Origin of the sequence: Ralstonia sp. PBBBR1 (assembly GCF_002256165.1) — a bacterium.
Lineage (GTDB): Bacteria > Pseudomonadota > Gammaproteobacteria > Burkholderiales > Burkholderiaceae > Ralstonia > Ralstonia thomasii.
On sequence record NZ_NKIL01000003.1, the window covers coordinates 129,313 to 148,997 of the forward strand.

Sequence of the window (19,685 nt, forward strand, 5' to 3'; positions counted from 1 at the left end):
CTGCCCCACATCACACCATGTCCGATTCCAAGAAGCCTACGCCGGAGAAGAGCAAATACCCGGTCAACCTGCTGGACACGCCCTTCCCCATGCGCGGCGACCTGCCCAAGCGCGAACCGCTGTGGGTCAAGCAATGGCAGGACAAGCAGCTCTACAAGAAGATCCGTGCTGCTCGTAAAGGCGCGAAGAAGTTCATCCTTCACGACGGCCCGCCGTATGCCAACGGCGATCTGCACATCGGCCACGCGGTCAACAAGATCCTCAAGGACATGGTGATCAAGGCGCGCGGCCTGACCGGGCTGGACGCCGTCTATGTGCCGGGCTGGGACTGCCACGGCATGCCGATCGAGATCCAGATCGAAAAGCAGTTCGGCAAGGGTCTGCCCGTCAAGGAAGTGCAGGAGAAGGCGCGCGCCTACGCCACGGGGCAGATCGCGCGCCAGAAGGCCGATTTCGAGCGACTGGGCGTGCTGGGTGACTGGGCCGATCCCTATCTGACCATGAACTTCCGCAACGAAGCGGATGAAGTGCGTGCGCTGGGCAAGATCCTGGAGAAAGGCTACGTCTTCCGCGGCCTGAAGCCGGTCAACTGGTGCTTCGACTGCGGCTCGGCACTGGCTGAGGCGGAAGTCGAATACGCGGATCGCACCGACCTGTCGATCGACGTCGGCTTCCCATTTGCCGATATCGACGCACTGGCGAGCGCCTTCCACGTCGGCGCCGATGTGCTCAAGGCCAAGCCGGGCTGGATCGTGATCTGGACCACCACGCCGTGGACGATCCCCTCCAACCAGGCGCTGAACCTGCACCCGGAAATCGAATACGCGCTGGTCGACACGTCGCGCGGGCTGCTGATCGTTGCCAAGGAGCGCGTCGAAGCCTGCCTGCAAAGCTGGAAGCTGGAAGGCACCGTGCTGGCCACGTGCGAAGGCGCAGCGCTCAATGGCGTGCGCTTCCACCATCCGCTTGCCAAGATGGACGCGGGCTACGATCGCACCTCGCCCGTCTACCTGGGCGACTACGTGACCATCGACACCGGTACCGGCATCGTCCACTCCGCGCCCGCCTACGGCGTGGAAGACTTCCAGTCGTGCAAGGCACACAACATGCCCGACTCGGAAATCATCAACCCGGTGATGGGTAACGGCGTGTACGCATCGACGCTGCCGCTGTTCGGCGGGCAGATGATCTGGGACGCCAATCCGAAGATCGTCGAAGTGCTGCGCGAATCCGGCAACCTGTTCGACGCGCACAAGTACGCGCACAGCTACATGCACTGCTGGCGCCACAAGACGCCGATCATCTATCGCGCCACGTCGCAGTGGTTTGCGGGGATGGACGTGCAGCCCAACGACGGCAACGCCACGCTGCGCGAAACGGCGCTCGCCGGCATCGATGCCACCGCGTTCTACCCGTCGTGGGGCAAACAGCGCCTGCACAACATGATCGCCAACCGCCCGGACTGGACGCTGTCGCGCCAGCGCCAATGGGGCGTGCCGATGGCCTTCTTCGTGCACAAGGAAACCGGCGCATTGCACCCGCGCACGCCCGAGCTGCTGGAGCAGGTCGCCCAGCGCATCGAACAGAGCGGCATCGAAGCCTGGCAGTCGCTCGACCCGCGCGAGCTGCTCGGCGACGAGGCTGACGTGTACGAGAAGAATCGCGACACGCTCGACGTGTGGTTCGACTCGGGCACAACGCACTGGCACGTCATCCGCGGCTCGCACGCGGCGGACCTGTACGACGCTTCGGCCGACCTGCCGGACGGTCGCCTGGCCGATCTGTACCTGGAAGGTTCCGACCAGCACCGTGGCTGGTTCCATTCGTCGCTGCTGACGGCCTCGATGCTGTACGGCAAGCCGCCATACAAGGGCCTGCTCACACACGGCTTCACGGTGGACGGCGAAGGCCGCAAGATGTCCAAGTCGATCGGCAACACGATCGCGCCGCAGGAAATCGCCAACAAGATGGGCGCCGAGATCATCCGCCTGTGGGTGGCCTCGACCGACTACTCGGGCGAACTGGCCATCTCGGATGAAATCCTGAAGCGCGTGGTGGAAGGCTATCGCCGCATCCGCAACACGCTGCGCTTCCTGCTCGCCAATCTGACCGACTACGACCACGCCAAGCACGCGCTGCCGACCGAGCAATGGCTCGAAATCGACCGCTACGCGGTAGCGCTGACGGATGCGTTGCAGAAGGAAGTCCTGTCGCACTACGACGTGTATGAATTCCACCCGGTGGTCGCCAAGCTGCAGACGTTCTGCTCGGAAGACCTGGGCGGCTTCTACCTCGACGTGCTGAAGGACCGCCTGTACACCACGGCGCCCGATTCCGTGGCACGCCGCTCGGCACAGAACGCGCTGTATCACATCACCCAGGCCATGCTGCACTGGATGGCGCCGTTCCTGTCGTTCACGGCCGAAGAGGCCTGGCAGGTGTTTGCGCACGGCACGGAGCACACCGACACCATCTTCACCAGCACGTATTACAACGCTCCGGTGCCGCAAGGCGCCAGCGCGCTGCTGGAGAAATGGGCCGCCATCCGCAACGTGCGCGGCGAAGTGACCAAGCAGCTGGAGGCGCTGCGTATCGACGGCAAGATCGGCTCGTCGCTGCAGGCGGAAGTGACGGTGTCGGCGGGTGAATCCGTGCATGACGCACTGGCCAGCCTCGGCGACGACCTGCGCTTCGTGCTGATCACGTCCGCGGCCAAGCTGGAGCGCGCGCCGGAAGGCGGCGATCTGCTCATCACCGTGGTGCCGTCCACGCACGCCAAATGCGAGCGCTGCTGGCATTACCGCGCCGACGTCGGCCACGATCACGCCCACCCGACCCTCTGCAAGCGCTGCACCGACAACCTGTTCGGTTCCGGCGAACAACGGAGCGCTGCCTGATGGCCACTCGGAACAACGGCAAGAGCAAATCGATCGGGTTGAAGAAGAGCAGCGGCGGTCATGGCGTGGGCCCCTGGCTGGGTCTGGCCGTCATCTGGATCCTGCTGGACCAGTTGACCAAGATCGCCGTCCTCAAAACCTTCACTTACGGCGAGTCGCGCCCGGTCACCGGGTTCTTCAACCTGGTGCTCGCCTATAACAGGGGAGCGGCGTTTTCGTTCCTGGCGGCGGCAGGCGGCTGGCAGCGCTGGTTCTTCACGGGCCTGGGCGTGGCGGCGGCGCTGTTCATCGTGTGGCTGCTCAAGCGGCACAGCGGGCAGAAGATGTTCTGCTTCGCGCTGGCGCTGATTCTGGGCGGCGCGCTGGGCAACGTGATCGACCGCGTCATCTACGGTCACGTGGTGGACTTCCTCGACTTCTACCTGCACAACTACCACTGGCCGGCCTTCAACGTGGCGGACTGCGGCATCACCATCGGCGCGGTGCTGCTGATCGTCGACGAACTGCGACGCGTGCGTCGCTGATCCTGCTGTGTCAGAACTCCAGCATTGGAACGGCGAAGCGGTGCTATGCCTCGATGAGGCCGGCCCGCGCATCGCCAGCGAACAGGATGCGCTGGACCACCTGATTGGCGAGGCGCTGGGGCATGGAGCATCGATGATTGCCGTGCCTGTCAGCCGTCTCGATGCCGCGTTCTTTGCACTGCGCACCGGCCTGGCCGGCGGCATCGCGCAGAAGATCACGAACTATCGACTGAAGCTCGCCGTGGTCGGAGACATCTCTGCGCATCTCCAAGCCAGCAACGCGCTGCGCGACTGGGTGCGGGAATCCAACAAGCGCGACACGGTCCGCTTCGTGCCCTCGCTTGACGACCTGGCCGCCGATGCGCGGCCCATGCCAGCCAAATGAGGCTCAGGCCCGGTAGCGGACGGCATACCACGCCCGCTTGACGTACTCCGCAAGAATCGACCCGGCTTCGTAGATCGGGACCGACTTGGCCAGCGTGTCGCCCGGGAATACGCCCTGCGCACCCCAGGTGACCTCCGGCCATACCTTGCGGAACACCGCCAGCGCCCGGCCGGTGTGATACCAGCTCGTGACCAGTATTGCGCTTTGCACCTGCTGGCCCGCTAGCGTCCCGCGCGTCATCCGCGCATTTTCCATCGTGCTGCCAGACACACATTCGTGGCCGATGCGCTCTGCGGGCACACCCGCCATCACCAGGCGACGTTCGATCAGCAGGCAATCGCCCTGCCCGCTGACGAACACGCGGGGAGCAACGCCCGCGTGGTACAGCTCGGCGGCGCCGATCACGCGCTGGCCCGATTCGCCGCCCAGCACGACGATCACGTCCGCCTGTGCGAGCCTCGGCTCCTCGCGCAGCCATGCCTTCGCCCCACACACGAGCGCACCTCCGACCACCACCGCCACGATGGCGCAACCGCCAATCCAGGCGAGAACATTGCGAACTGCGGAACGACCGAAAACCATATCGAGAATGCGCTCTTAACGAAAAACCCGAGCGCCAGACGCGCCGCGGGGCAAGCCGGTATCATCGCCACTGTTCAGCAGGAAGCCCGGGCACCGGGTTGTATCCTGCCCGCGCATATTGCGTCAATCGGATTCCCAAGCGGGTTGTTATGGAACTGCAAGGCAAACATTTCGTGCTCGGCCTGACCGGGGGCATCGCGTGCTACAAGTCGGCCGAGCTGGTGCGGCTCTTGACCAAGGCGGGCGCCACCGTGCAGGTGGTGATGACCGAGGCCGCCACGCACTTCATCACGCCGGTGACGATGCAGGCGCTTTCCGGTCGCCCGGTCTTCACGTCGCAGTGGGATGGCCGCATCGGCAACAACATGCCGCACATCGACCTCTCGCGCGAGGCAGATGCCATCGTCATTGCGCCTGCCTCCACGGACTTTCTCGCCAAGCTCGCGCACGGCATGGCCGACGATCTGCTCTCAACGCTGTGCATCGCGCGCGATTGCCCGCTGCTCGTGGCGCCCGCGATGAACCGCCAGATGTGGGCCGCGCCCGCCACGCAACGCAATGCCGCCCAACTGCGAGCCGACGACGTCACCCTGCTCGGCCCCGATGCCGGCGACCAGGCCTGCGGCGAAGTCGGCGACGGTCGCATGCTCGAGCCGGAAGACATCGTCGAGCAGCTCATCGGCTTCTTCCAGCCCAAGCTGCTGCGCGGCCACCGCGTGCTGCTGACAGCCGGCCCGACCTTCGAGCCGATCGACCCGGTGCGCGGCATCACGAATCTGTCCAGCGGCAAGATGGGCTTTGCGCTGGCGCGGGCCGCATCGCAGGCCGGTGCCGAAGTCGCGCTAGTCGCCGGTCCGTGCCATCAGGACACCCCTGCAGGCGTATTGCGCATCGATGTGCAAACCGCCCAGCAGATGCACGACGCCGTCATGCGCGAACTGGATGCGGCGAAGAACGACATCTTCATTGCCGTGGCCGCCGTGGCCGATTGGCGTGTGGCACAAGCCGCGGAGCAGAAGCTTAAGAAGCAGAGCGATTCCGACGTGCCCACACTCATGTTCACGCAAAACCCTGACATCCTGGCCGCCGTGGCGCGCCGCGCAAATGCGCCGTTCTGTGTCGGCTTTGCAGCAGAAACCGAACGCCTGGAAGAGTTCGGCGAGGCCAAGCGTCAGAAAAAAGGCATCCCGTTGCTGGTCGGCAATCTCGGCCATCAGACTTTCGGCCGCGACGACAACGAAGTGGCGCTCTTCGATGCAAAGGGGATCACGCGCCTGCCGCGTGCCGACAAGCTGACGCTCGCGCGCCAGATCGTCGCGGCCATCGCCGATCGCGTGCATGGGGCTCAGTCATGAGCGCCGCGCCGATCCGCCTGTCCGTCCTCGATCAAAGCCCCGTCATCTACGGCCACAGCGCGCGCGATGCCATCGCCGCGACGGTCGACCTGGCGCAACTCACGGATGCACTCGGCTACACGCGCTACTGGTGCGCCGAGCACCACGGCCTGCGTGGCGTCAGCAATCCGGCGCCGGAAGTGATGATCGCCCGCGTGGCGAGCGCCACGAAACACCTGCGCGTGGGCTCCGGCGGCGTGATGCTGCCGTATTACAGCCCGTTCAAGCTGGCCGAGCAGTTCCGCCTGCTGGAAGCGCTGTTCCCGAACCGCATCGACCTGGGCGTCGGCCGCGCACCCGGCGGCGACATGCGCACCGCGCAGGCCGTGGCCATGGGCGACTACAACCGCGGCGACATCTTCCCGCAGCAGGTGCAGGAACTGATCTGGCACCTGACGGGCACGCTGCCGCCGGATCACCCCGCCTACGGCGTCATCCTGCAGCCGGAGATCGACACCCAACCCGAACTGTGGGTGCTCGGCTCCAGCGATTTTGGCGGCGCGCTGGCCGCGCGCCTGGGTATCCGTTTCGCGTTCGCGCACTTCATCAACCCGCACGTCGGGCACATCGTCTCCCAGCAGTACCGCACCGATTTCGAACCTGGCTACGATGCGCGCCCGTATAGCGCCGCCGCCGTCTTCGTGATCGCCGCCGACACCGAGGCCGAGGCGCGCCGCTATGAAGCTGCCATCGACCTGCGCCGCGTGCAGATGGCGCTTGGCGTGAATGGCCCGATCCCGACCGTCGAGCAAGGCGAAGCGCACGTCTACACCGAACGCGACCAGGCCATCGTCATGCGCGAGCGGCCGCGCAGCATCATCGGCACGCCGGAATCCGTGGCCGAGCAGATGCATGCGCTCAAGGACCGCTTTGTCGCCGACGAACTGATCGTGCTGACCGTCGCGCCAAGCTACAAGGCGCGCCTGCGCTCATACGAGCTGCTAGCCGAGGCGTTTGCGCTACCATCTCCGGCTTCTGCAACCTCTTCGGCCTGCCCCGCATGAAACTCGACGTCAAGATCCTCGACGCCCGCCTGCACGAACAACTCCCGCAGTACGCCACCACCGGCAGCGCCGGGCTGGACCTGCGCGCCTGCGTCGACGCCCCGCTCACCATCGAACCTGGCACTACGCACCTGATCCCGACCGGCATGGCCATCCACCTGGCCGACCCGGGCTATGCCGCGCTGATCCTGCCGCGCTCGGGCATGGGCCACAAACATGGCATCGTGCTGGGCAACCTGGTCGGCCTGATCGATTCGGACTACCAGGGCCAGCTGATGGTCAGCACGTGGAACCGCGGCAGCACTGCGTTCGTGCTCAACCCGATGGAGCGGCTTGCGCAGCTCGTGATCGTGCCGGTGGTACAAGCCGAGCTGAACATCGTGGACGACTTTGCCGAGAGCGAGCGCGGTGCCGGTGGTTTCGGCAGCACCGGGCGTCACTGACAATATCGCCCACATATAAAAAAGGCCCGGAACTTCCGGGCCTTTTGTTTGGTGCGACAAACTCGTCACGCTTCCGCTTCTTCCTGGGCAGGTGCCGGCGGCGCTTCGTTCTCGGAGAACTCCAGCTTCACCGCGTCTGCATCGTCCAGATCCACGATCACCTTGCCGCCGTTGACCAGCTTGCCGAACAGCAGTTCGTCGGCCAGAGCCTTGCGGATCAGGTCTTGAATCAGGCGCTGCATCGGGCGTGCACCCATCAGCGGGTCGAAACCCTTCTTCGCCAGGAAGCGACGCAGCTTCTCGGTAAAGATGGCATCCACCTTCTTCTCGTGCAGTTGCTCTTCCAGCTGCATGAGGAACTTGTCGACCACGCGCATGATGATTTCCTCATCCAGCGAGCGGAAGCTGATGGTTGCGTCCAGACGGTTGCGGAACTCAGGCGTGAACATGCGCTTGATGTCGGCCATCTCGTCGCCCTGTTCGCGCGCCGTGGTGAAACCGATCGTTGCCTTGTTCATCGTCTCGGCGCCCGCATTGGTCGTCATGATGATGATCACGTTGCGGAAGTCCGCCTTGCGGCCGTTGTTGTCCGTCAGCGCGCCGTGGTCCATCACCTGCAGCAGGATGTTGAAGATGTCCGGGTGCGCCTTTTCTATCTCGTCCAGCAGCAGCACGCAGTGCGGCTTCTTGGTCACGGCTTCCGTCAGCAGGCCGCCCTGATCGAAGCCCACGTAGCCCGGAGGCGCGCCGATCAGCCGGCTCACCGCATGGCGCTCCATGTACTCCGACATGTCGAAGCGGATCAGCTCGATGCCGAGGATGAACGCGAGCTGCTTGGCGACTTCCGTCTTGCCCACGCCTGTCGGGCCGCTGAACAGGAACGAGCCGATCGGCTTGTCCGTCTTGCCCAGCCCGGCGCGCGACATCTTGATGGCCGAAGCAAGCGCATCAATGGCCGGGTCCTGCCCGAACACGACCGACTTCAGGTCGCGCTCCAGCGTCTGCAGCTTGCTGCGGTCGTCCTGCGACACGCTTTGCGGCGGAACGCGGGCAATACGCGAGACGATGTCCTCGATCTCACCCTTGCCGATGGTCTTCTTCTGCTTCGACTTCGGCAGGATGCGTTGTGCAGCACCGGCTTCATCGATCACGTCGATCGCCTTGTCGGGCAAATGGCGGTCGGTGATGAAGCGTGCCGACAATTCAGCCGCGGCGGTCAGCGCCGACGACGCGTACTTCACGCCATGGTGTTCTTCAAAGCGCGACTTCAGGCCACGCAGAATCTGGACGGTCTGGTCGACCGTCGGCTCCACCACGTCGATCTTCTGGAAGCGGCGGGACAGCGCAGCATCCTTCTCGAAAATGCCGCGGTATTCCGTGAACGTCGTCGCACCGATGCACTTGAGCGCGCCCGACGACAGCGCGGGCTTGAGCAGGTTGCTGGCGTCCAGCGTGCCGCCCGAAGCGGCGCCTGCGCCAATCAGCGTGTGGATCTCGTCGATGAACAGAATCGCGTTCGGGTTGTCCTTGAGCGACTTCAGCACGCCCTTCAGGCGTTGCTCAAAGTCGCCGCGGTACTTCGTGCCGGCCAGCAGCGCGCCCATGTCGAGCGAGTAGACGACGGACTTTGCCAGGATGTCCGGCACTTCGCCCTTGGTGATGCGCCATGCCAAGCCTTCTGCGATGGCCGTCTTGCCGACACCGGCCTCGCCCACCAGCAGCGGGTTGTTTTTACGCCGGCGGCAAAGCACCTGCACCACGCGCTCCACTTCCTGCTCGCGACCGATCAGGGGATCGATCTTGCCGGCCTTGGCCAACGCGTTCAGGTTTTGCGTGAATTGCTCGAGCGGGCTTTCCTTGCCGTCGCCGCCTTCGCCCTCGGGGTTGCCTTCGCCTTGCTTGGCAGGCTCGGCCTGGTCCTTGCGGATGCCGTGGCTGATGAAGTTGACGACGTCCAGCCGGGTCACGCCCTGTTGCTGGAGGTAGTACACCGCGTGCGAATCCTTCTCGCCGAAGATGGCGACCAGCACGTTCGCGCCCGTCACTTCCTTCTTCCCGTTCGATGTGGATTGCACGTGCATGATGGCGCGCTGGATCACGCGCTGGAAGCCGAGTGTCGGCTGCGTGTCCACCTCGTCCGTGCCCGGTACCACCGGGGTGTTGTCGGCGATGAAGTTCTTCAGGTGCGTGCGGAGGTCTTCGATGTTGGCAGCGCAGGCGCGAAGCACCTCGGCGGCCGTCGGGTTGTCCAGCAGCGCAAGCAGCAGATGCTCCACCGTAATGAATTCGTGGCGAGCCTGGCGGGCTTCAACAAACGCCATGTGCAGGCTGACTTCCAGTTCTTGCGCAATCATGCTTCCTCCATCACACACTGCAGCGGATGCCCCGCTTGCCGTGCATGGGTTGACACCAATTCCACTTTCGTCGCGGCGATATCCCGGGTATAGAGACCGCACACGCCCTTACCTTCCCGATGCACCGTCAGCATGATTTGTGTGGCTGTTTCCCGGTCTTTGCTGAAGTATTGTTGAAGAATCATCACGACGAATTCCATCGGGGTGTAGTCGTCGTTAAGCAGCAGCACCTTGTACATCGCGGGCGGTTTGAGCGCTTGCTCTTTCCGCTCCAGGACGGTGCCTGCATCGTGTTGTGGAGTGGTCGCTTGCCGGATTGCCATGGTCTTATTCTAACCACTCCTTTCGAGTTCGCAATTTGGGGAAATAACGCCGACTTCAAGGTCTACAAACGGTTTGGCCCGTGCCGCGTGCGTCCGTCAGCCCTCGGGAGCGAAGGGTCTTACCGCCTCCGCGCTGGCTGGAGCCGGCGCAAGCGCCGCGCCCGGGATGCCAATCGTTTTCCGTACTTTGAGGCGATCGGCCGGATTTCGAGCAAATCCTCTTCAGAAACTGACCGTTTTTCGCCACAAACCCATCCTTTGTGGCCTTGACAGTCTCTTACATTCCTCGAACAATCGAATTCAGCATGTGCGCCCTACTGCCCCGCAAACCGTTGGCAGTGAGCCACATGAATGGTGGGCCCGGGAGGCCTCACACCAGTCGACAACAGATCGACAACCGCTTCAGGCTGTGGTGTTTGCCACAAGAAGACCGATCGCTTGCGGCGCGGTTCCACCCGTGCCATTCGTCGTGCCCTGCGGGCCGGCGGCCGGGCGATGACTGCGCGGTACCGCTCTGAACTGCCCCGACAGGCACACCCCTCCCGGCTCGGACTTGTGTTTTAACGGAGGGGTTTTCATGGCACTCGGTACGGTCAAATGGTTTAACGACGCCAAGGGTTTCGGTTTCATCTCGCCTGACGAAGGCGGCGAAGAGCTGTTCGCGCATTTCTCGGCCATCCAAATGGCTGGCTTCAAGACGCTCAAGGAAAATCAGCGCGTCTCGTTTGAAGTGACGCAAGGTCCGAAGGGCAAGCAGGCCACCAACATCCAGGCTGCCTGATTGGCGTTGTGCGGCACCTTGCCGCATGGCGATGGTGCCCAAATGCAAAAAACCCGGCGACATGCCGGGTTTTTTGTTGCCGGGGCGCACGACAATGGCGCAGATGACTCACCGCGCGCAACACGTCATTTCGGCGGGCTGTGCACTTGCGGTGTGGTGATCCCCGTCATTCCAAGGAGCCCCCCCATGAAACACCCCCTGACCCGCACCGCCGCCGCGGCAACGCTGCTGATTGCCGCACTGCTTCCCGCTGTCGCCCACGCCCAGCTTGGAGACCTGATCAAGGGTGCCACGCAGGGCAACAGCCAGGACACCACCGGTGGCCTTGGCAGCATCGGCAGCCTGGGCGGTGTGCCGTCGCTAGAGTCATTGACGTCGGGCAGCGCCGGCAATGTGGCTGGCGTGCTGGAGTTCTGCATGAAGAACAACTACCTGGGCGGCGCCACCGACGCGGCCTCGGTCAAAGACAGGCTGCTCGGCAAGCTGGGGGATGCGCCGGCATCCAACCCGGGTTACACCGAGGGCACAAAAGGCATCCTGACCAATTCGGATGGCAACAAATTCGACCTGAGCAGCATCAAGTCGCAGATCACCAAGCAGGCTTGCGACAAGATCCTGTCGCAGGGCAAATCGCTGCTTTAAGCCGCGGCGCAGGCGAGCGCGCACTACACTGCAATATTGACTCGCCGTTCGCCTCTCTTCTGCACCCCAAGGAGCCTCATGCTGGAAACCGCCGCGCTGGCCGCCGGGCTGTCCTGGACCAGCGGATTCCGCCTCTATCTGGCCGTATTTGCTGCCGGCGTGCTCGGCCGCACGGGTTGGCTGCATTTGCCGCCCGGGCTGCAGATGCTGGAATCGTGGTGGGTGATCGGCCTGGCCGGCGTGCTGGCCGTGGCGGAGTTCCTCGCCGACAAGATTCCCGGGTTCGATTCGGTGTGGGATGGCATCCAGACCTTCATCCGCGTGCCTGCGGGTGCGATTCTGGCTGCCGCCGCGTTCGGGCAGCTCGATCCGCAATGGATGGTGGCCGCAGGACTGATCGGCGGGACGCTGGCCGGCACGGCGCATGCCACCAAGGCCGGCACGCGCGCACTGATCAACACGTCGCCGGAGCCTTTCTCGAACTGGGTGGCGTCGTTCAGCGAAGACGTGGCCGCCAGCGGTGGTTTGTTGATGGCGTTTTTCCTGCCGATTGCGTTTCTGGTGGTGCTGGCGCTGCTGCTGTTGGTATCGGCGTGGTTACTGCCCAAGCTGTGGCGCGGTGTGCGGCAGCTGCGCGATGCATTGCGCGGACGCTCGCCTGGGCCACAATCGCCCGGCACAACGCGGTTGCCGCACTGAGGCACCATCCGAAAGCGCAGCGGCGAGAAACAGCATCCGCGCCGCACATGCGCATCCTCTAGGCAAATTCTGATTTATAGTTTCGCCCCTGCTCAGACGAAGCAGCCATCGGTACACTCGCGCCATCGCTTTCAGTGCCATAGAGAAAGCGATCGAGGTGTGGAAACCTCGTGCGTAACGGGTGAGGACCGAGCATAGGTTCTTGCCCTCGACTGCTATGGCTTGGCTTCGTCACCCTCCTGGGGCGAGCCAGGCATGAGCGGCTTCGGCCGCGCCGACTGTTACGCATCGGTTTTCCACCTTGCCTGTGCTCGCCCACCCCTCCTGCCAGGGTTGGGCGCGGTTCCGTTCATCAGATGAAAAGGAATGCCGTGACCCGCTCGATCTCCAAATCCGCCGATTCCCCGGCTGGCGATTCGCTCACCGAATATCAGAAAGGCGTTGCCTCCGGGCGTGCGTTTTTGCATGCGGTGTCCGCGCGCGCTGCGCCCCTGAAATACTCCCCGACGAGCACGGCGGACTCGCCAGAGCAACCCGAACACCCCTGCTGATCAATGGGCGAGGCCCGGCGCATGGGCCTGCAGCGCCGTTGTTGCAGCACCGGCGTTGGGGCTTGTTGGGGCTCGCCCGCCCTTTTTTTGCGTGCAAACGCGGCCAGAACTGCGAGCGTCTGCGGATGGCCGTTGGCGGCGCGAAATAAAAAAACCCCGGCCAGCCGAAGCTGCCGGGGTTTTCCTTTGCATCACGGCCGAAGCCGCGAAGCGCGTGCTCGATCATTCTGTGCAAATTTCCCGCAAACCGTTGTTGTATCAATGCGTCTGCGTTCAATCCTCCGAATAACACTCAGAAAAGTACTCACTACCCACGCGCTGCCCTACTTACCCACAGGTCGCCAGCACCTGCCGGACCCAGCCTCAGTCGATTCCTGACTGCCACGACGAATGAATATTGCGCGCTCGGCAGTTAGGTGACGCAAGGAAATCATCGTATTGCCCCATCGGCATTACGATATGACGAACTTCAGAGGGGACGTCAAATGGAAATCAGATCGGGTATCGCCGCAGCAGCTCTCGCGCTGGGTTGTCTCTCGGTTGCTCCGCAGGCGATGGCCTGCTCCACCGAAGATTTGCAGTCGTGCAAGACCTGCCCCGAGATCGCCGCTGCAGTCCGGGGCAAAGACCCCAATGCTGGCGATTACTATCGAGGGGCTTTCTGGAACCCGCTGTTTGCGGCCTATGTGCGCAATTGCCAATCGCTGGGCCAGACCCTGCTGGCAGCCGGTGCGAACCCATCATTCGGCGGCCAGCAAAGCTCGATGATTCTGACTGTTTCAAATCGCTGGCCGCACAATAGCGAGACGGTGAATAAGCAGTGGGCCTCAATGCTGGTCAACAGTGGCGCGAGCGTAGATGTGAAACTGCCGTACACGGACACGACGGCGCGAGAGATCGTAGCCGGGGGCGAAGCCTCGGTCGACTATCCGGTCATTTGGAAAGGCTTCCTCTCTGCGCATCCAGTGGCGGCTGGTGTAGATCCGCAGATCGTCAAATATTGCCGGTCCGTATCGGAAGCGGCCGGCGGCAGCTACAGGATAGAAGAGACCTGCAGGAAGCAAGAGGCTAGCGCTCGATCGCGGATGAGGAACGGAGAATAGGCAAATAGGGCAAAGCCGTGGCAACCGGAGTGGAAACCACGCCCGCCAAAACCGCTTCGGAGACCGCCATGGAGCTTGACGACCTACACGCCAAAATCTCGCTCATCCAGGAAAACTGCGACGAAGCAATCAAAGCGCTCAACATTATCGCGAGAGCGCGCTCAAGCGAGCCAACGCCGGACAAACTCGCTGCCGAGTGGGCAGAAAAGATCGCGCGACGCGCCGTCCAACTCTACGCAGAACGGCACCCCAGGCCTCCACAAGTCACGCAAATACAGGCAGCAGAAATGCTTGGAATCAGTCGCTGGACGGTCGCCAAGATGGTCCAGAGCGGGCAGCTGCGCCTGAACAAATGCGGGATGATCCCCATCGAGCAGATCGACCGCATTCTGCTCGCCGACTCCCCATAACGTACGCGCCGCACAAAGAAATGGAGCCCCGAAAGCCGAAGCCATCGGGGCGCAGGTGCGACACGAACGCCGCCCGGCGAGCTGGCAGTAAGTGGTTACGAGGAAAGAGCAATCATCATATTGATGCGCCGCTTCAATTCGCCGACGATGGCTACTGCATTGCCGAGGTTCTCCTCCTCGGCCAGCGCTCCCATCAGCTTGTACCTTACCTCTCCGTCATCCATCACGTAGGTGACGATGACCCCCTTTACCTTTTCAGATTCGTAATCGCCTGCAATCTCTCTCAGCTTGCATCCCGGCGTCTCATCATTAGCCGCGGCCTGGTACGAAGGAATGATCTTGCCCGTCGACTTACCATTGCGCCGTGTGACCTGTGCGCCTGCATTTTTCATGATGTGCTCCTTCTCAGGGTTCATTTCTAATCTGACGCATCGCCGGCTGCGACCGGCGGGACGCCTTCTATTGCCACCAGCCAAAGCCGGAGCGTCTCGGAGTTGCATCGTCTTTTGCTGGATTTTCTGGTTCATCTGCATCAATAATAAACCACCGTGGTCCATTGAAAGATAGGCCAACGCGGCACCCTTGTCAACACCACCATGGTCCATCACAATTTATCTATGACACGCGAAGATCCACAGATGAAGCTGCGCCTGCCGGTTGAACTGAAAGACCGACTGACGGCGCTGGCAAAGCGAAACGACCGGTCCTTGAATGCGGAGGTAGTGAGGCGTTTGGAAGGGAGCTTGGATGGGGAGACGACGAGCGGAACCACGCCGCCAATCGACGACCAAACGCTCGACGTGTTCGCCCACACAGTTGCCGACAAGGTTGTTCAAGCGTTGGACGAAAGGGAGAGGAAGCAGAAGAGGAAATGAACGGAGGCGCCTGATCGGATCGTAGGGTAGACACCTGGGCGAGTAAAAGCGGTCGCTCGCGATCGCTCCGATTTTTTACGGAAAGCTTCGAGAAATCTCGACGAGACCGCGCCAGACAGAGGTTTGTGGCCGATCTCGATGAGAAATTCGTATGTGCCGAGTCAAGGTAAAGCCACCCCGGGCGCGAAGCCGCCAAGGTTGATCAGTTCTCACTCGGTACCGCCGTCTCTGCGACCTTGGTTTGTGCGCTAACTTCGCCACTAACCAGCGAGGCACTAACCTTCGCGTCGGCCTTGGCCTTGATCTTGGCGCCTAGGTCGCGCTCCCATCCTTCTGCCTTGGCGCGCTTCTGGATGGCGGTGTGGGAAATACCCTGAGAGACAACGATCTCGCGTCGCAACTGCTAGGTAAAACTAGAGTCGCCGACGTCGCCGTGACACGCCAGTGGGCTGCGGGCGGCCAGTGGCAACCAAGCGCTCGGCCGTCTGCGCGATGATGAGCCTTTCAACGTAAGCAAGCACGTCGCGCGTCATCATCACCCAGGCGCGACCAACCTTTGCCGCCGGGATCTGGCCATTCGTGATCAGGTCCACAACCGTATTGGGGTGAATGTGAAGAATTTCCGCTGCCCCCTTGATGCCGACCGTCAGGCCAGTTGGGGAGAGGTTTGAGACGTCGGAGGACGCCGAGGGATCGACATAGATCGGTGTCGTTGAATCAAGGACCGCCTTCCTTGTTTTCATTTGCCCTACCTCCGTTGTCCAGCGCTGAACGCTGTGGCTCAGCCAGAAAATGACTTGGCTCCTCAGTCCGTCTTCCGTGGGCGCCCAATGACCTTATCCCGGTGCCCCTCGGTCCAGGCAATCACCTCGGACGCCTTCCAGAGCGGCAGTCCCTTGCCCTTGCCTTCGCCATTCCCGCCGGGCTTTCTTGGCCTTGCCGCTGGCAAGCGGATTGCCTTCGGGAACCCTGGCAACGTCACGATGCGCTCGCCGACCACTCGAGTCGAGCGGTGCAGATAGGCACCGATCATCTCCAGGTTCCAGAGCTGCACATCCAAGGGCAGAGTCGGCTTGATGCGCTTTTCGATTGCCTCGGCCAATCGCTCAATTAGGTCAGTTTCGCTCACTTCGCATCTCCAGTCGGCCGTTCTACCACCCGGCGGCACATTGCTCCACAAATGCGTTACTGGGATCTACAATCCCCCGTGTTGGCAGGCCGACATGGCCAAAGGCAACCTCGGTAATAGTAATCAGAATAAGTCTGCTGTGCTGATTCAAAGTGAAATGCCGATTTTCATAGCGATAACAACTTCGGTAACCTGTTAGCACCCTGGTTAAAGGACTTTGGATGGCTCTGATCAAATGCCGTGAATGCGGCAAAGATGTCAGCACTGAAGCCGCGGCCTGCCTGAACTGCGGCGCGCCACCCTTGCCCGGCGCATCGACTGTGGCGACAGGCAAGCCAAAAAAGAGCCAGGGCTTTCTTGGCATGCTGATTCTTGCGATCGTTGGAACCGTCGCTATCACACAATGCAGTTCGAAAGGCGCGAAGAAGGACGAAACTAAGTCTGCCACCCAAGAGTGCGCAAAGGACGATCTGCAATGCAAAGGCGACAAGGCCGTCGTGGCCGCTAGCGTCTACTGCAAAGATCCAGTCGAGCGATTGGCCCGCCACAGCGTCCGTTGGACGGATGGCACGTTTGAACTGAAGTTCAGCCGCTTTCGCTGGAAGGACAAGGCCGCCGGTACGCTCACCATGATCGGCGACAAGGCTGAATTTCAGAATGGCTTCGGCGCCTATACTCCAGTGACCTACGAGTGCGATCTTGCGGCCGATGGTAAGACCGTGCTGGACGTGCGCGCACACGAGGGGCGCTTGCCAAGCTAACCCGCGCCGGTTTTGCCATTCTGACGAATGACCTCTATTCGCGGACTGTTTTCGCTGTCCGTGCTGGCGTCGATGCTGTCGCACAGCTTCTGCAGTAGTGCTGCTCTGGCGGTCTCCAGGCGCCCTATACGTCCCAGCAGTCGAATGATGTGCTCAAGGTATTGGGGCGGCCGATAGGTGGCCTCCAAACCCGGTTTGCGCAGAATCACGCGGTCGATCGATAGCAGCCGCTCGTCTGTCTCCTCGGCCTCCATCGTGCGCATCAGTAACACACGCGCAAGGCGGATTTCCTCGTCGAGCGAGCCGACCGGCATCAGCTCGAGCAACGCCTTTTCCTCGTCCGTCAGGCGATCGCTATACAAGCCGTGTTTGAGGGCATTCCGGTTGCAGGGGCGGGCCGGATTGCCTGCGCCAGTGCTGGCCCCGCCGTGGAGCTTGCAGCGACGTTTGCCGGCCAATGGTGGGCGCTTACACGGGGTTCCGGCGCGCGTCTTGGCACCGCAACATTTCTTCATGGGGTGGCGTTCCTCAAATTGATGTTCGGTGGGCAACGAGCACAAACGGTGCAAACCGCGCTCCGAACCAGGCCATCAAAAGGCCCCAAACCGTGGAAACCAAAGTGGTTACCAACGGTTCGGAAACCATGTTTTGTTAGCCTCTCATGGGGTTCGCTTCCGTTTCGGTGCCAATCCGTTCGCTGCGGATCTAGCCTTGCCCGCATTGGAGCGTGGTCCCGTCGACATTCCGCCGTGCAGCTTGCACCGACCGTTACGATGGATCGCCGTCATCTTGCAGGGCGTGCCGGCGCGCGTTCGAGCTCCGCAGGTCATCCCTCGTAGTTCCTCAGGGAACAGCGGGTAAGACGGCAGTGGGGCACGACTCCAGCCGCGCCGGGGAGGCAAACGAGAGTTCAGGAACCGCTCATACTCTGCGCGCTCAATCGCATCTCGCTCGGCTCGCACGGCGTCACATTCAACGTAATGCGCCTTCAGCCGCTTCCGTTTCTCGTCATCATTCATGGCTAGCCTTTAGCGAATCGTGATCGTGAAGGGTCCCGGTCACGGTGAGGTGCGGCGCATAGTTTGTCTTGGTCGTCCACTGGGACCCTCGGTTTGGGAGTTGAGGCCCGCGCTGGGCGGGCCTTATGCCTGTCAGGTGCCCGCGGGGTAAGCAGGCTGCGTTGGCAAGGCCTGCGTCGGGTCACCGGTCGATGCGCCTACAATCGCGCGCAGCGCCTTGCGATAGGCGGCCCATGCTGCTGGCAAAGCAACCGCGCTCTCGGCGCACCGCAGGATAGTGATGTCCGAAACGGCCAGCGCGGCCTTGGCGGTCGCCTGATATGCGCTCCAGGCTGCTGCGGCCTGCTGCGCTGCTATCTGGGCAGCGGTGGGCGAAATTGGCGCAACGAGCGAGCCATTGCTGACCGTGTACCCCTGCGTTGAGATTGCCGCTTGCCATTGGGCGTCGGTTATTTCGATGGCGTTGACGCCTGACGGAACCGGGCTGTCCACGCTGTCGTAGTAGGCTGTGATCGCGCCTTGCGCGTTGTATGCTGCGAATTTATGGCCCATGGTCAATATCCAATTGCGATGTAATTCACTGCGATAGATGCCGAGTTTGGGTTCCACAAAGAGAACCCCGTGATACTCCGTGTGGCCTGCCCTATCATCGAATAAGCGCCGCTCACAAGTTGCGGAGTTACCAGAAGGTCGACTGCGGCGTTGGGAAATGAGATTGGGAACGTTCCGGACGTAGATGAGCTCGCCGCGGCTGTGATGGTGCCCCACTGAATAATCAGTCCGGAAGGAAACTTCTGATAGCCACCGGCCCCGATGGACGCACCGAACTGCCCAAGCTGCACTGCATGCTGGCTCTGCGTGGCGGGGGCGACTTGTAGGGCGCCGCCGGTGCATTCAAGTAGCACATACGAGCCACCACCGATCGAACTGTTCCACTGCACCCATGCGTCGCCGTTGACTGCGTACTCACCGCTCTGCAGGGCTTGGTGGGAGCCCCCCACCACACTCGCAGTGCCCACACCATCGTTGAGCGTCACCGCGCCCGTGTTCGTCGCGGGAGACTTGTAGCGGATCACCATGCCTTCGGTCCGCTGTTGAAGGGCAGGCGTCAGAGCGACAGTGTGCGCGTTGGCGGTGCCGCTTGCGGTCGCAAAAGACAGGTTGCCCGTTTGGATCGCAGCCAAAACGGACGACGGCAGAATCGGCTGGTTCGGATAGGCGACGATGTTGCCGGCGGTGATCGTGCTTTGGCCGTTGGCGACGGTAATCACCCACAAGCCGACATAGCCAGCCGTAACCGCAGGCGTCGTTTGCGAGCCCGTGGCGGCGGCAGTGCCGGCAACCAACTGCAGCGACACTTGGCCTGCGCGCGTCGTCGGCTGCGCCGTGCCATTGCCGCCCGGACCGTTGAACGCTTGGGTCGGGTTCGCGCTGTTGTAGTACGACAGAACCGTGTTGTTGATGTCGTTGTCCAGGTACGTCGCCTGGATCAGGTAGTTCTGGCTGTAACCGACGGTGCCCGGCGCGGTGATGGCGAAGTTCTGGGCGTCCAACAGAATGCCCTGCTTCACAATGCTGTGGGTCGTGTCTGCGGCGATCGCGCTGTAAGCGGTGCCGTCGACGTTCGCAAGCTGGTAAATCTGGCCCGGGTTGACGTTGACGCTCATCGAGGCCGGCGACGTTGGCGCACACGACAATCCCGTGGCCATCGTGGCGGTGCCGAACAGATCAGCGCACAACTTCGCCAGCGCGATCATCGTCTGCTTGTTAGTGTTCAGCAGGTCGGTCGTTTGCGGAACCGCTCCCGTG

At 62.4% G+C, this 19,685-nt stretch carries 23 protein-coding genes; 13 read left to right on the forward strand and 10 right to left on the reverse strand.

Annotation, left to right across the window (positions count from 1 at the left end; genetic code table 11):
* The first annotated feature begins 17 nt into the window (after nt 1–17).
* Genes ileS through CFE42_RS04120 form a run of 3 tightly spaced genes read left to right on the forward strand, consistent with a single transcriptional unit; the run spans nt 18 to nt 3,806 of the window.
* Nucleotides 18–2,897 carry an isoleucine--tRNA ligase gene (gene ileS / locus CFE42_RS04110; protein ID WP_004631971.1) on the forward strand — a complete coding sequence of 960 codons (2,880 nt, stop codon included), beginning with the start codon at nt 18–20 and terminating at the stop codon, nt 2,895–2,897.
* Nucleotides 2,897–3,421, forward strand: coding sequence for a signal peptidase II (gene lspA, locus CFE42_RS04115; RefSeq protein ID WP_004631969.1), 525 nt, complete (start codon nt 2,897–2,899; stop codon nt 3,419–3,421). The genes ileS and lspA overlap by 1 nt, the downstream gene beginning before the upstream one ends.
* A gap of 7 nt (nt 3,422–3,428) precedes the next feature.
* A complete protein-coding gene (locus CFE42_RS04120; protein WP_012436256.1) occupies nt 3,429–3,806 on the forward strand; it encodes a DUF4180 domain-containing protein in 378 nt (125 codons plus the stop codon).
* 3 nt (nt 3,807–3,809) lie between these two features.
* On the opposite strand, the gene CFE42_RS04125 is transcribed toward CFE42_RS04120, so the two are convergent.
* Nucleotides 3,810–4,388 (reverse strand): YdcF family protein, encoded by a 579-nt coding sequence (locus CFE42_RS04125; RefSeq protein ID WP_012436257.1) that lies wholly within the window; start codon nt 4,386–4,388, stop codon nt 3,810–3,812.
* A gap of 149 nt (nt 4,389–4,537) precedes the next feature.
* On the opposite strand from CFE42_RS04125, the gene coaBC reads away from it, so the two are divergent.
* From coaBC to dut, 3 genes are read left to right on the forward strand one after another with little or no spacing between them, the layout of a single operon-like run.
* Nucleotides 4,538–5,743 carry a bifunctional phosphopantothenoylcysteine decarboxylase/phosphopantothenate--cysteine ligase CoaBC gene (gene coaBC, locus CFE42_RS04130; protein ID WP_004631963.1) on the forward strand — a complete coding sequence of 402 codons (1,206 nt, stop codon included), beginning with the start codon at nt 4,538–4,540 and terminating at the stop codon, nt 5,741–5,743.
* Nucleotides 5,740–6,786 (forward strand): LLM class flavin-dependent oxidoreductase, encoded by a 1,047-nt coding sequence (locus CFE42_RS04135; RefSeq protein WP_004631961.1) that lies wholly within the window; start codon nt 5,740–5,742, stop codon nt 6,784–6,786. Before coaBC ends, CFE42_RS04135 begins: the two co-directional genes overlap by 4 nt.
* A complete protein-coding gene (gene dut / locus CFE42_RS04140) occupies nt 6,783–7,229 on the forward strand; it encodes a dUTP diphosphatase (protein WP_004631959.1) in 447 nt (148 codons plus the stop codon). The genes CFE42_RS04135 and dut overlap by 4 nt, the downstream gene beginning before the upstream one ends.
* A 65-nt stretch (nt 7,230–7,294) precedes the next feature.
* Here dut and clpA read toward each other — a convergent pair whose 3' ends face one another.
* Nucleotides 7,295–9,583, reverse strand: coding sequence for an ATP-dependent Clp protease ATP-binding subunit ClpA (gene clpA, locus CFE42_RS04145; protein ID WP_004631957.1), 2,289 nt, complete (start codon nt 9,581–9,583; stop codon nt 7,295–7,297).
* Nucleotides 9,580–9,906 carry an ATP-dependent Clp protease adapter ClpS gene (gene clpS / locus CFE42_RS04150; protein WP_004631954.1) on the reverse strand — a complete coding sequence of 109 codons (327 nt, stop codon included), beginning with the start codon at nt 9,904–9,906 and terminating at the stop codon, nt 9,580–9,582. The genes clpA and clpS overlap by 4 nt, the downstream gene beginning before the upstream one ends.
* 577 nt (nt 9,907–10,483) lie before the next feature.
* Between clpS and CFE42_RS04155 the strand changes: the two genes are divergently transcribed.
* The 5 genes from CFE42_RS04155 to CFE42_RS04175 all read left to right on the forward strand — a co-directional run bounded on the left by CFE42_RS04155 (nt 10,484) and on the right by CFE42_RS04175 (nt 14,092).
* A complete protein-coding gene (locus CFE42_RS04155; protein ID WP_004631953.1) occupies nt 10,484–10,687 on the forward strand; it encodes a cold-shock protein in 204 nt (67 codons plus the stop codon).
* 186 nt (nt 10,688–10,873) lie between these two features.
* Nucleotides 10,874–11,329, forward strand: a complete 456-nt coding sequence (locus CFE42_RS04160; protein WP_004631950.1) for a DUF2501 domain-containing protein — start codon at nt 10,874–10,876, stop codon at nt 11,327–11,329.
* A gap of 78 nt (nt 11,330–11,407) precedes the next feature.
* On the forward strand, nt 11,408–12,028 hold the full coding sequence (locus tag CFE42_RS04165; RefSeq protein WP_004631947.1) for a DUF4126 domain-containing protein: 621 nt from the start codon (nt 11,408–11,410) through the stop codon (nt 12,026–12,028).
* Nucleotides 12,029–13,064: 1,036 nt separating this feature from the next.
* Nucleotides 13,065–13,682 (forward strand): hypothetical protein, encoded by a 618-nt coding sequence (locus CFE42_RS04170; protein WP_004631945.1) that lies wholly within the window; start codon nt 13,065–13,067, stop codon nt 13,680–13,682.
* A gap of 68 nt (nt 13,683–13,750) precedes the next feature.
* Nucleotides 13,751–14,092 (forward strand): hypothetical protein, encoded by a 342-nt coding sequence (locus CFE42_RS04175; protein ID WP_004631943.1) that lies wholly within the window; start codon nt 13,751–13,753, stop codon nt 14,090–14,092.
* Between the two features lie 95 nt (nt 14,093–14,187).
* Here the strand turns inward: CFE42_RS04175 and CFE42_RS04180 are convergent, their stop codons facing one another.
* On the reverse strand, nt 14,188–14,697 hold the full coding sequence (locus CFE42_RS04180; protein ID WP_238563812.1) for a hypothetical protein: 510 nt from the start codon (nt 14,695–14,697) through the stop codon (nt 14,188–14,190).
* A gap of 12 nt (nt 14,698–14,709) precedes the next feature.
* Between CFE42_RS04180 and CFE42_RS04185 the strand changes: the two genes are divergently transcribed.
* Entirely contained in the window at nt 14,710–14,967 is a 258-nt protein-coding gene (locus CFE42_RS04185; protein WP_080633390.1) for an Arc family DNA-binding protein, read from the forward strand.
* Nucleotides 14,968–15,380: 413 nt separating this feature from the next.
* On the opposite strand, the gene CFE42_RS04190 is transcribed toward CFE42_RS04185, so the two are convergent.
* Together CFE42_RS04190 and CFE42_RS04195 are read right to left on the reverse strand one after the other, a co-directional pair.
* The gene (locus CFE42_RS04190; RefSeq protein ID WP_004631936.1) at nt 15,381–15,710 is read right to left on the reverse strand and encodes a helix-turn-helix domain-containing protein; all 330 of its coding nucleotides are present in this window, start codon (nt 15,708–15,710) and stop codon (nt 15,381–15,383) included.
* 62 nt (nt 15,711–15,772) lie between these two features.
* Nucleotides 15,773–16,096 carry a hypothetical protein gene (locus tag CFE42_RS04195; RefSeq protein WP_004631935.1) on the reverse strand — a complete coding sequence of 108 codons (324 nt, stop codon included), beginning with the start codon at nt 16,094–16,096 and terminating at the stop codon, nt 15,773–15,775.
* 221 nt (nt 16,097–16,317) lie between these two features.
* Here CFE42_RS04195 and CFE42_RS04200 point away from each other — a divergent pair, with 221 nt between their 5' ends.
* On the forward strand, nt 16,318–16,857 hold the full coding sequence (locus CFE42_RS04200) for a zinc ribbon domain-containing protein (protein WP_004631933.1): 540 nt from the start codon (nt 16,318–16,320) through the stop codon (nt 16,855–16,857).
* Here CFE42_RS04200 and CFE42_RS04205 read toward each other — a convergent pair.
* From CFE42_RS04205 to CFE42_RS04220, 4 genes are all read right to left on the reverse strand, one after another.
* Nucleotides 16,854–17,372, reverse strand: coding sequence for an HGGxSTG domain-containing protein (locus tag CFE42_RS04205; protein WP_004631931.1), 519 nt, complete (start codon nt 17,370–17,372; stop codon nt 16,854–16,856). The genes CFE42_RS04200 and CFE42_RS04205 overlap by 4 nt on opposite strands.
* Nucleotides 17,373–17,516: 144 nt before the next feature.
* A complete protein-coding gene (locus CFE42_RS23875; RefSeq protein ID WP_152458829.1) occupies nt 17,517–17,876 on the reverse strand; it encodes an HGGxSTG domain-containing protein in 360 nt (119 codons plus the stop codon).
* 132 nt (nt 17,877–18,008) lie between these two features.
* Nucleotides 18,009–18,485 carry a hypothetical protein gene (locus tag CFE42_RS04215; RefSeq protein ID WP_152458827.1) on the reverse strand — a complete coding sequence of 159 codons (477 nt, stop codon included), beginning with the start codon at nt 18,483–18,485 and terminating at the stop codon, nt 18,009–18,011.
* Nucleotides 18,431–19,633, reverse strand: coding sequence for a hypothetical protein (locus CFE42_RS04220; RefSeq protein WP_052035686.1), 1,203 nt, complete (start codon nt 19,631–19,633; stop codon nt 18,431–18,433). The genes CFE42_RS04215 and CFE42_RS04220 overlap by 55 nt, the downstream gene beginning before the upstream one ends.
* Between the last annotated feature and the right edge of the window lie 52 nt (nt 19,634–19,685).